The sequence below is a fragment of the Weissella thailandensis genome (assembly GCF_005405465.1).
Taxonomy (GTDB): domain Bacteria; phylum Bacillota; class Bacilli; order Lactobacillales; family Lactobacillaceae; genus Weissella; species Weissella thailandensis.
Map to the genome: position 1 here is coordinate 16,565 of NZ_BJEC01000022.1, position 11,082 is coordinate 27,646.

The 11,082-nt window shown below is 37.2% G+C and carries 11 protein-coding genes, 1 tRNA gene and 2 rRNA genes; all 14 read right to left on the bottom strand.

The genetic code is table 11. From position 1 onward, the window contains the following. Nucleotides 1–77: 77 nt before the first annotated feature. Nucleotides 78–752: a helix-hairpin-helix domain-containing protein gene (locus FFM62_RS08920; RefSeq protein ID WP_115471665.1), complete on the bottom strand. Its 675-nt coding sequence runs from the start codon at nt 750–752 to the stop codon at nt 78–80. A gap of 132 nt (nt 753–884) precedes the next feature. Next, entirely contained in the window at nt 885–1,157 is a 273-nt protein-coding gene (locus FFM62_RS08925; RefSeq protein WP_115471666.1) for a DUF1292 domain-containing protein, read from the bottom strand. 70 nt (nt 1,158–1,227) lie between these two features. After that, entirely contained in the window at nt 1,228–1,512 is a 285-nt protein-coding gene (locus FFM62_RS08930; RefSeq protein WP_115471667.1) for a DUF1292 domain-containing protein, read from the bottom strand. A 12-nt stretch (nt 1,513–1,524) separates the two neighbouring features. Then, a complete protein-coding gene (gene ruvX / locus FFM62_RS08935) occupies nt 1,525–1,959 on the bottom strand; it encodes a Holliday junction resolvase RuvX (RefSeq protein ID WP_075269876.1) in 435 nt (144 codons plus the stop codon). A 26-nt stretch (nt 1,960–1,985) separates the two neighbouring features. Beyond that, on the bottom strand, nt 1,986–2,237 hold the full coding sequence (locus FFM62_RS08940; protein ID WP_002829001.1) for an IreB family regulatory phosphoprotein: 252 nt from the start codon (nt 2,235–2,237) through the stop codon (nt 1,986–1,988). A gap of 45 nt (nt 2,238–2,282) precedes the next feature. After that, nucleotides 2,283–4,931 carry an alanine--tRNA ligase gene (alaS, locus tag FFM62_RS08945; RefSeq protein WP_115471668.1) on the bottom strand — a complete coding sequence of 883 codons (2,649 nt, stop codon included), beginning with the start codon at nt 4,929–4,931 and terminating at the stop codon, nt 2,283–2,285. A 334-nt stretch (nt 4,932–5,265) separates the two neighbouring features. Beyond that, entirely contained in the window at nt 5,266–6,624 is a 1,359-nt protein-coding gene (locus FFM62_RS08950) for a DEAD/DEAH box helicase (protein WP_115471669.1), read from the bottom strand. Beyond that, entirely contained in the window at nt 6,624–7,574 is a 951-nt protein-coding gene (locus FFM62_RS08955) for a DHH family phosphoesterase (RefSeq protein WP_115471670.1), read from the bottom strand. Before FFM62_RS08955 ends, FFM62_RS08950 begins: the two co-directional genes overlap by 1 nt. Nucleotides 7,575–7,678: 104 nt before the next feature. Beyond that, nucleotides 7,679–8,794 (bottom strand): DNA polymerase IV, encoded by a 1,116-nt coding sequence (gene dinB, locus FFM62_RS08960; RefSeq protein WP_115471671.1) that lies wholly within the window; start codon nt 8,792–8,794, stop codon nt 7,679–7,681. Between the two features lie 137 nt (nt 8,795–8,931). Continuing rightward, nucleotides 8,932–9,306 (bottom strand): preprotein translocase subunit YajC, encoded by a 375-nt coding sequence (yajC, locus tag FFM62_RS08965; protein WP_115471672.1) that lies wholly within the window; start codon nt 9,304–9,306, stop codon nt 8,932–8,934. A gap of 35 nt (nt 9,307–9,341) precedes the next feature. Further along, nucleotides 9,342–10,487 (bottom strand): tRNA guanosine(34) transglycosylase Tgt, encoded by a 1,146-nt coding sequence (gene tgt / locus FFM62_RS08970; protein ID WP_115471673.1) that lies wholly within the window; start codon nt 10,485–10,487, stop codon nt 9,342–9,344. 171 nt (nt 10,488–10,658) lie between these two features. Next, a tRNA-Val gene (locus FFM62_RS08975) sits at nt 10,659–10,731 on the bottom strand. A gap of 6 nt (nt 10,732–10,737) precedes the next feature. Next, a 5S ribosomal RNA gene (gene rrf / locus FFM62_RS08980) occupies nt 10,738–10,854 on the bottom strand. Nucleotides 10,855–10,931: 77 nt separating this feature from the next. Next, nucleotides 10,932–11,082 (bottom strand): 23S ribosomal RNA (locus FFM62_RS08985); the annotation flags it as partial.

Below are 11,082 nucleotides of genomic sequence, written 5' to 3' on the forward strand. Positions count from 1 at the left end.
AGCCCACCAAAAATGATATAAGAATACGACATTAATGCACGCTAAACACATCCCTAATATCAATAAATATCCTGATTTCATACCGTTACCAAAGGTTCCAATTTTGCAAATGTTTTTGCACCAATGCCATTTACTTCCTGTAAATCGGCAACTACTTTAAAACCGCCCATCGTTTCACGCTGTTTAATAATATCTTGTGCTCTTTTTTCACCAATACCTGGTAGTTTTTGTAACGCCACACTGTCAGAAGTATTTAAGTTGATCTTATCATTACTAGATTGATCAGGATGATTATCCTGAAGATTATCTTGAACATTCTGTGGAGATTGTCCAGGTAAAGGATACATATCAGGCACTTGTTCATTTCCCGTTGGAATATAGAGAACCTGCCCATTAGTTAACGTTGCTGCCAGGTTTATTCGAAAGCTGTCAACGCTAGACAAAATTCCTCCTGCACGGCTTAACACCTCCGCAACGATTGGTTGCTTGTCAAAATAATATACACCTGGTCGATGAACAGCTCCCTTCACATCAATCACAATGTTTGCTGATTTTTCATTATTTGTTGTTTTTTTTATTTTTTTTGCATCTTTTTGATGATCTGCAACGGTCGTAAAATCTTTTGATGACACACCGTCACTACTTTGAGAAACCTGCCACCAAATTAATAGACTAATCCCTACAATAATTAAAATGATACTAAAGCATATCTGATGTTGATAGCGATAATATAATGCTTTAATTTGAACCATATGTCCCCCCCTTTCTAATAATAAAGACGTAGATACAGTTAAATTTTCCACATTATAATCACTAAATTTTCAGCATTAAAAAAACTGAGACAATCCTTTTGTCCCAGTCTTTCTTAACTTAAAGTTTATTAATTATTGTAATTTTGGATCGTTAAAAATCGTATTCATGACTTCTTCGACCATCGCAAACTCTTCATCCGTTTCGATAGGTTGTAACATGCCTTCTTCCGCATTTTTATCATAAATAAATGGTAAAACGTCAACCTCTTCATCTTCATTTTCCGTAACCGGACCTAGGATGATATACGACCGCTGAAAATCCTCTGAATCAAATGAAAATAACTCTTGAAATTCATGCTCTTGACCATCTGAATCAGTCAAAATAAAAACTTCTGCTTCGTCCATCTTATCTCTCCTAATAAAATAAGAACACCTATCCGATATCATTGGATAGATGTTCTCAACTAACCTTTAATTAATCTTCTTGCTCATCTAAAAATTGATTCAAATGTTCCTCGACCATGGCCCATTCTGCATCATCCTCAATTGGTGTCAAACCACCTTCTGTGGCAATCTTTGTCTCTTCTGGGTCAAAAATATAGGCTAGCATCTCTACTTCTTCATCCTCGCCTGAACCAGCCGGGTAAAGAATAATATATGACTTACCATATTCTTCCGATTTGAAGGTGAATAATACTTCAAATAATTGTTCAGCCCCATTATCATCAACTAACGTAATAATGTCTTGTTCTTCATCCATTTGTTTACCTTCTTACTTTACTAGTGGTCCTTTACGATCCAAATAATTTTGCAAAATCAAACCAGCAGCCAACTTATCGATAACCTTTTTACGTTTTTTTCTAGACGTATCAGCCTCTTCAATTAGCATGCGCTCCGCTTCAACAGTTGTCAAACGTTCGTCTTGAAAATCAATTGGTAACCCAAAAGTTTCTTTCAACAACTCACCATAAGCGCGTGAAGCATCAACACGTGGTCCCGAAGTATTATTCATATTTTTAGGCAGACCTAAAACAAAACCACCCGGCTCATACTTAGTCACTAATTCTTTCATTCGGTCGATGCCAAATTCTTTCTCATCTTCATTTATTTGAATAATTTCCACGCCTTGCGCAGTCCATCCTAACTGATCAGAAACTGCAACACCTACTGTGCGTGAACCGACATCCAAACCTAGAATACGCTTCATATCATTTGACCTCTTCCTATACTATATTACTTTGCTAAATAGTCCGTTACCAATGCCTCGATAATTTCATCACGTTCAAATTTACGAATCAAATTTCGAGCATCATTAACACGTGGAATATATGCCGGATCATTTGAAATTAAATAGCCAACAATTTGGTTAATCGGATTATATCCTTTTGATTCCAATGCTGCATATACAACTTCCAACATCTTTCGGACATCATGCGATTCATTATTACCAAATTTAAATACTGCTGTATTATCCAATGAACTCATTATACCCAAACCTCCCTTTAAGGTTTTCATTAATAAAACTAACTTTTATTTTTCTTGTAACCAGTCAGCTGCTTGCTTAAAGGCGTCTGCGATACCAGCTGGGTTTTTACCACCAGCTTGAGCCATATCAGGGCGACCACCACCGCCACCACCAATTGCTGGCGCGATTGCCTTTACTAGTTCACCAGCTTTAATACCCTTTTTAACTGCTGAAGGAGAAACTGCAACCAATAGGTTAACCTTTTCACCCAGATTAGCAGCCAAAACTAATACATCTGATGGTGTACTTTGCTTCCACGTATCAGCAGTTGAACGCAACACGTCCATTGATTCAACCGCCATTTCAGTTGCAATTAATGTATAGTTATTAACCTTTTGTGGGTTTGCAAACGCAGCATTAGCTTCTTGATTAGCCAATTTTTGCTCAAGAGAAGCTGACTGACGTTCTGCCTCTTTAAGTGCTGTTTGTAGGACAGAAATCTTATCATTAATTTCAGAAAGTTGTGGTGCTTTCACTTGTTCTGCTGCCTTAGCTAGCCAACTATCATGCAACTTGAACAATGCCATTGCTCCAGCACCAGTAACTGCCTCTATACGTCGAATACCAGCACCTGTTCCTTGTTCACTAACTATTTTAAACATGCCTAATTCAGCTGTTGAATTAGCGTGTGTACCACCATCAAACTCAACATTATAATCACCAATTGAAACAACTCGGACAGTTTCACCATACTTTTCAGTAAAGACGGCTACCGCACCTAATTTTTTAGCGTTTTCAATATCTGTCTCAATCCATGAAACGGGCAAGTTATCAATAATCTTTTGATTAATAATATCTTCGATTTCCTGTAATTTTTCAGTTGGTACTGAACCATTATAAGTAAAATCGAAACGTAAGCCTTCTGCAGTAACAAGTGATCCAGCTTGTGTCGTATGCTCTCCAAGAACATTACGCAAAGTTTGGTCTAACAAATGAGTGGCTGTATGGTTTTTTGATACCGCATCATGATATGGACGATCAACATCAAGTTTATATATCTTACCACTAGACATTGGTGCACTGACAGACAAAGTATGTAAATGTTGTCCATTCGGTGCATTTTGTACATCAGTTACCTTAGCAACTAGTTGACCAGATTCATCATAAATTGTACCAAGATCAGCCACTTGACCACCCATCTCAGCATAGAAAGGCGTCTTTGCAAAAATTGCTTGTGCCTCACCTGTGTTAACTTCTTCTACTAACTTATTGTCGACAATTAAATTAGACAACTCAGCTTGTTCAACTGTTAATTCTGACCAACCAACATATTGAGATGGTGTCTTTAAACCTGTCAATAATTCATTTTGAACACCCATCGAGGCGTTATTAGAACGTGCTGCACGTGCTCGGTCCTGTTGTGCTTTCATTTCTTTATCAAAGTCAGCACGATCGACTTTCAAGCCTTCATCAACAGCATACTCTTCTGTTAACTCATATGGGAAACCATAGGTATCATATAGCTTAAACGCAACTGCACCATCAATAACTCCCTGATCATTCTTAGCCTTTTCAATCACACCGTCCAATAATGACAAGCCATCAGTCAATGTCTTATTGAAACGAATTTCTTCTGCTTCAACAATTGAAGAAATATAGTCAGCATTATCAGCAATTTCAGGATAATAAGAAATCATGATTTGACCAACGACAGGAACAAGTTCCTTTAAGAACACTTGATTGATACCTAATTTACGACCATGCAAAACAGCACGACGTAGTAGTCGACGGATAATGTATCCACGCCCTTCATTAGAAGGTAATGCACTATCACCAATAGCAAAAGTCACGGCACGAATATGATCAGCAATCACCTTGAAGGAAATGTCCTTTGTATCATCTTCACCGTACTTATACTGTCCTGAAATTTCTTCAGTTTTATGAATAAGTGGCAAAAATAGATCTGTTTCAAAATTAGTCTTAGCGTGCTGGAACACAGATACAACACGTTCTAATCCCATACCAGTATCAATGTTTTTTGTTGGCAACTCAGGATAATCTTTATTATCTGTCAAACCAGGTAGGTGGTTAAATTGTGAGAAAACTAAATTCCAAATTTCTAAGTAACGTTCATTTTCACCACCAGGATAATTTTCTGATTCATCAGGGTCGTTAAATTCTTCCCCGCGATCGTAAAAAATCTCAGAATCAGGTCCTGAAGGACCCTCACCAATATCCCAAAAATTATCTGGTTCATCATAAAGATGGTCCTTTGGTAAACCAACCTTATTTAACCAAATGTCTTTGGTCTCATCATCATCTGGATACACTGTCACAAATAATTTATCTGGATCCATGCCGAACCATTCGGGACTTGTTAGTAATTCCCAAGCCCATGGAATCACTTCTTCTTTAAAGTAATCACCAATTGAAAAGTTTCCCATCATTTCAAATAATGTATGGTGACGGGCTGTATGACCAACATTTTCAATATCATTTGTTCGTATTGACTTTTGTGCATTTGTAATCCGGTGATTATCAGGAACAACTGTTCCATCAAAATACTTCTTCAAAGTCGCCACACCAGAATTAATCCAAAGAAGAGTTGGATCGTTTTGTGGGATTAGTGATTGTGATGGTTCAATTTTATGCCCTTTACTTTCAAAGAAGCGCAAGAATAGGCTACGAACCTCAGCCGATGATAATTCTTTCATCTTTAATGTAAGCCTCATTTCAAAAAATATTAAATAAAAAAACAGGCAGTCATTGCAATAACAGAGACGCTCATACGCGGTACCACTCCGATTGCAATGATTGTCTGTATCATTACCTCTTTAATTGCTAATATCGCTAGCACGCGGTTCACTTTCGTAAACAAATATAAATAGGTAGCGTCAAACAACTCTTAGCGTTGTTCCCATCAAACACAACGTTTCTGTGCGCTCTAAGAAATAATCTGACATGTCCTTGTGGGTATTATATCATATCCGTTAATGTTTTTCTTACTTTTTAAAACTTGAAATATTTTTGTAAATATAAATTAACGAATTATTTACCGTGTGACCTTTTTTTTGCTTTTTTAGCAGCACGTAACGTCTCACGCTCTGCAACACGTTTCTTATATTTTTCATCACGGGCAATATTATTTTTAATTTGTCGTTTATAACCCGGCTTAACACGTTTCTTCTTCTTTTTCACCATACCAATCATGGTTGGATCTAATTTAGCAGTTGTCTTTGCACGTTTCTGACGACGACGACGATCATAACCCGATTTCAATTCACCATGTGCATAGGTCATTGGCTCAAATTTCACGCCCATATTTTCAACCATTTGGACACGATTTTCTTCATCTGGATTATAGATTGTGATAGCTGTTCCAGACATACCGTTTCGGCCTGTTCGACCAACTCGGTGAATAAAGAATTCTAACTCTGTTGGAATGCCATCATTGATAATTAGTGAAACACCTGGAATATCAATTCCTCTGGCCGCCAAATCAGTAGCAACGACATATTGATAATCTAAATGTTGAATTTGTTGCATCGTACGCTTACGCTCACGTGGTTGAATACCACCATGGATTTCAGCGACTTTTAAGCCACGACTACGTAAACTTTTTGTTAACTCATGTGCCCTTTTTTTTGTATTTGCAAAAACTAGTGCCAAATATGGATTTCCCATCGTTAATAAGTTATAAACTAAAGTATCTTTAGTTTCACCCTTTGTACCCACCAAAATATTTTTAATAGTTGGTGCAATCACCGTCTCTGAAGGGATTTCTTCAATGACAGGGTTTGACAAGTATTTTTTCAAAAATGGTTGCAATTTCTGTGGAATCGTTGCTGAAAAGACGTGCATTTTCAAGTCTTCAGGCATTGCGCTCGCAATCGCATCTACGTCAGGTAGAAAACCTAAATCAAGAGTCATATCTGCTTCATCTACGACTAGTGTGCTGGCCGTATGAATATCTAGTTCACCAGCTTGGTATAAGTCTTTAATACGACCAGGCGTTCCAATAACAATTTGTGGCTGCTTATTTTTTAGTTGATGAATTTGACGGCTTTTATCCATTCCACCAACATACAAGCTAATCCGTGGTTGATCAGATTCTGAAAAAGTGCTGCCTAATTGCTTGGCTGCCTCATATATTTGTTGTGCTAATTCTCGTGAAGGTGTTGTAATAACTGCCTGTACTTTTTGATTTTCAGCATCATATTGTTGAAAAATTGGGATTAAAAAAGTATGAGTTTTCCCTGACCCCGTCTGTGACTGTCCAACCACTGAATGTCCCTGTAAAATAACTGGAATAAGTTTTGCTTGCACAGCTGTTGGTTCTTTAAAATGTAATGCCGTCAGAGCTTCATAAATCTCTGATCGTAAATTATAATCGGTAAATTTCGCCATTATCTTTTTGTTTGCTCCTTTAGTAAATTATCTGTTTCATGAATGATGTCATTAATTTCATCTATATTCTTTGCTTTTGCGCCAGCCGCAAACTCATGGCCACCGCCACCGTGCCGCTTGGCAATTTCATTAATAATGATGCCACGTGATCGTAATCTCACTCTGAAATAACCATCATCTTGTTGTTCAAACACCGCCCATGCTTTGACCGTATTCACCTTACCTAGTAATGGCACAATAAACGCCGTACCAAAATCTCCCAGGTTAAAATTTTCAACAATGTCACTAGTTAAAATAATATAGTTGAAACCATTTGGCGTCGTTATCATATTTTCATAGACAAAACCAGATGCTTTGGCGGCCGGTAATGAAATTGTATCCATTTGCTGGTTGATTTTTACCCAATCAAAATTAAATTTCATCAACTTAGCAACAATATTCATCGTCTCAGAGCTTGTACCATATAAAAAGCGTCCCGTATCACCAACAATTCCTGAATACAAAAATGCAGCACCTTTATCCGATAATTTTAATTCATCAGAAAATTCTTGATAAAATGAAAAAATCATCGCTGATGTTGATGAAGCATCCTCTATTACCCAAGTATAATCACCATATGGTTCATCGTTTGGATGATGGTCTATTTTTACTAATACCTTACCATAGTCAAATCGACGATCATCCACTCGTGGTGAGTTGGCTGTATCAGTGACAATAACTAAAGCATCATCATACAAATTATTTGGAATTTTTTCCATTTGGCCCATCCAAGCCATACTTGGTACCGCTTTTCCAACAACATGTACCTTTTTCTCAGGAAATGATGTTTTTATTAATTCTGCTAAACCAAATTGTGAACCAAAGGCATCAGGATCTGGTCTTTGATGACGATGAATAATTATTGTGTGTGCAGCCTTTATTTGCGCTAATATTGCTGTTTGCGCTGTCATAAGCAAATCTCTATTCTATTAAAAATTTTTATTAACTAACGATTGTGTTAACGATATATGAATCGACAATATATGTAAGTATATCAGAAAAATCACATGAGTTCCTACTCATATAAAGGTAATACGACATTTTCAAAGGATAGCGCAGCCAAATTGGTCATGGTTAACCCAAGTAAACGAATGGGGTTTTGATAACCACCAAGTTCTTCCAAAATATCTTGTGCAACACGATAAATTTCATCTTCGTCATTCGGGAAAAAATCGATCCTTGTCGCACGATGCGTAGCCGTTTGAAATTCATCATCTCGAATTTTTAGCACCAACGTTTTACCATGTAACTGTGATTTAATCAATGATTTCACTAACTTACCGGACAAGTCTTTTAATTCATCAATCACTGCTTGTTCGGAATCTAAAAATGGTCCATACGTTCTTTCTTTACCAATTGATTTACGTTCTCGTTGCCAAACAACCGGACGGTCATCAACACCTCTAATTCGCTCATAGAAAATATAACCACTTTTTCCGAATGTATCGGCCAATTTATTTTGTGTCGTATTAAACAAGTCCTTACCATTATGAATACCCAACGACGTCATTTGTTCAGCAGTTTTAGTACCAACACCACGCATCTCATTAATCGGCAACATATCTAGAAAGGGACGAATATCCTCTGGATTGATAACCGTTAACCCACTTGGTTTATTATGTTCGGAAGCTAATTTTGCTAAAAATTTATTAAAAGAAATGCCCACTGAACTCGTCATCCCAAGCTCTTCATAAATAATCTGCTGTAACTCATGTGCCAACTGAATTGGATTATCTATATTTGGCACGTTCTCTGTAATGTCTAAATAAGCTTCATCAAAGGCTACTGGCTCAATTTTATTGGTATAACGTTTAAAAATTTGATGAAGTTGTTGAGAAACGTCACGATATTTAGAAAAATTCGGCGTAACAAAAACAGCTTGCGGTGCCAAACTTAAAGCTTCAGCAGCGCTCATTGCCGAGTGAACCCCTAATTCACGTGCTAAATAGTTTGCAGTTGCAACTACACCCCGACCACCTGTTTTACGAGGATCGTTCGCCAATATTAACGGCACTGATTTATAATCAGGATTATCACGCATTTCAATTTGTGCATAAAAAGCATCCATATCAATATGCAAAATTTTCCGATTCGTATTCAAATGGATTGGTATTTCTAATAAATTGGCCATGAAATCCCTCCCTTAATGATCAAACTTATTTACTTTCATCATAAGACATTCTTATAAAATTACATATAAAAAGCCTTTGAAAAATATTACTAGCAATACTAGCATTTTTCAAAGACTCATCTCACAACTTACAAAGCTTATTTTTCTTCACTTTTTTGCGCATCAGTAGTTTCCTGATTATCATCAGAATCTGCTTCAGACTCATTAACTTCAGGCGCTTCTCCTGTTAGTTCTTCTGTCGTAACTGATGCATTAGCTTCTTTAACAACTTGACGAATAGCTGATAATTCAAAAACCAAGATCACACCTTCTGCATCTAAATCAAAGGTATGTGCTTCTTTATTAACTGCTGCAATAGTACCATGCATACCACCAATAGTGATTACTTCAGCACCAGCTTGAACATTATTAATCATAGCTTGACGCTTCTTTTGTTGCTTTTGTTGTGGGCGAATCATAATAAAGTACATAGCGGCTATAAATACAACTAAAATAAGTATATTTGCGTTCATAATAAATTTAAACTCCTTAAGTATATTGACTAACTTTAAAACAATCTAGCATTTGGCTCAAAATAACCGTACTTACGTAAAGTCTCTTCTCTAAATTCAAGTAAACGGTCTTCTGCAATCGCTTGACGGACATCTTCCATCAATTTCAGCAAATAACGTAAATTATGTACTGATGCAATTGTTTGTCCATATAATTCATTTGTTTTGAAAAGGTGATGTAAATAAGCTTTGGTAAAATGCTGCGAACCATAATCTTCAGTCTCAGGATCAATTAATGAAAAATCATCTTTATATTTTGCATTCTTAATCACAATACGGCCATTTGAAGTCATCAAGGTTCCCTTACGACCAATTCGAGTTGGTAGCACACAATCGAACATATCTATACCACGAATTGCAGCATCAATTAATGAATCTGGAGCAGCCACCCCCATTAAATAACGTGGCTTATTTTCTGGTAGAAACGGTACAGTAAAATCAAGTACACGATTCATTTCTGGTTTTGACTCACCAACTGACAAGCCCCCAATGGCATAACCTGGTAAATCTAATGATACCAAATCCTGTGCAGACTGCTTTCGTAATTCACGGAAACCTGCCCCTTGAACAATACCAAATAAAGCTTGATCTTGTTCACGTTTATGAGCCTTTTGTGCTCTCTCCGCCCATCTCGATGTTCGTTCAACTGAATTTTTAACATAATCATATGTCTCAAAATACGGAATTGCTTCATCCAGTTGCATCATAACATCTGAGCCAAGGTTATTTTGAATTCGCATCGCAACTTCTGGCGACAAGAACATTTCGTCACCATTTAAATGATTTCTAAAGGTCACCCCATCTTCAGTAATGTGATTATGATCTGATAATGACCAGACTTGAAAACCACCTGAATCAGTTAGGATTGGACCATCCCAATTCATAAATTTATGCAAACCACCAGCTCGAGCAATTAACTCATCTCCTGGTCGCAACCATAAATGATATGTATTTGATAAAATGAATTGTGAATTAATTTCTTTCAATTCACGTGGTGACACACCTTTTACAGTCGCTTGTGTACCCACAGGCATAAACATTGGGGTCATAACTTCCCCATGCGGTGTTGTAATTTTCCCTAATCGTGCACCTGTATGCTTTTCGACGTGAAGCAATTCATACTTCACTGCGTAATCCGACATATCAAATTTCCTTTCGATTCTCTACAAACAAACTAGTATCCATTATATCAGAAACATCGGTTTCATAACGGATGGATTTTTGTTTTATCCACGTTATATCGTTTTTAAAATAAAAAAGTTACCAAATACTCGGTAACTTTTCTATAAATAATATGTATCCATAATCCACTATGGACGTTACAGGGATCGAACCTGTGACCCCCTGCTTGTAAGGCAGGTGCTCTCCCAGCTGAGCTAAACGTCCATTACTGCATCGCGATGTCCTATCCTCGCAGGAGGCGATCCTCCAACTACTTTTGGCGCTACTGAGCTTAACTGCTGTGTTCGGTATGGGAACAGGTGTGACCTCAGTGCCATCATCACGACACGTGTTATTGAGTGAACTTAGTTCCCTCAAAACTGAATCATAATTGCTTATTTTTCTTGCCTTACACCCCTTGCTACTTGGTTAAGTCCTCGAACCATTAGTACTAGTCCGCTCCATGTGTCACCACATGTCCACTTCTAGCCTATCTACCTCATCATCTCTGAGGGGTCTTACTTCATTTCTGAATGGGAAATCTCATCTCGAGGCGAGTTTCACACTTAGATGCTT

What these genes read in the sequence shown, in the direction of transcription:
- FFM62_RS08920 (WP_115471665.1), bottom strand. Translation starts at nt 752, where the DNA reads ATGGTTCAAATTAAAGCATTATATTATCGCTATCAACATCAGATATGC.
- FFM62_RS08925 (WP_115471666.1), bottom strand. Translation starts at nt 1,157, where the DNA reads ATGGACGAAGCAGAAGTTTTTATTTTGACTGATTCAGATGGTCAAGAG.
- FFM62_RS08930 (WP_115471667.1), bottom strand. Translation starts at nt 1,512, where the DNA reads ATGGATGAAGAACAAGACATTATTACGTTAGTTGATGATAATGGGGCT.
- ruvX (WP_075269876.1), bottom strand. Translation starts at nt 1,959, where the DNA reads ATGAAGCGTATTCTAGGTTTGGATGTCGGTTCACGCACAGTAGGTGTT.
- FFM62_RS08940 (WP_002829001.1), bottom strand. Translation starts at nt 2,237, where the DNA reads ATGAGTTCATTGGATAATACAGCAGTATTTAAATTTGGTAATAATGAA.
- alaS (WP_115471668.1), bottom strand. Translation starts at nt 4,931, where the DNA reads ATGAAAGAATTATCATCGGCTGAGGTTCGTAGCCTATTCTTGCGCTTC.
- FFM62_RS08950 (WP_115471669.1), bottom strand. Translation starts at nt 6,624, where the DNA reads ATGGCGAAATTTACCGATTATAATTTACGATCAGAGATTTATGAAGCT.
- FFM62_RS08955 (WP_115471670.1), bottom strand. Translation starts at nt 7,574, where the DNA reads ATGACAGCGCAAACAGCAATATTAGCGCAAATAAAGGCTGCACACACA.
- dinB (WP_115471671.1), bottom strand. Translation starts at nt 8,794, where the DNA reads ATGGCCAATTTATTAGAAATACCAATCCATTTGAATACGAATCGGAAA.
- yajC (WP_115471672.1), bottom strand. Translation starts at nt 9,306, where the DNA reads ATGAACGCAAATATACTTATTTTAGTTGTATTTATAGCCGCTATGTAC.
- tgt (WP_115471673.1), bottom strand. Translation starts at nt 10,487, where the DNA reads ATGTCGGATTACGCAGTGAAGTATGAATTGCTTCACGTCGAAAAGCAT.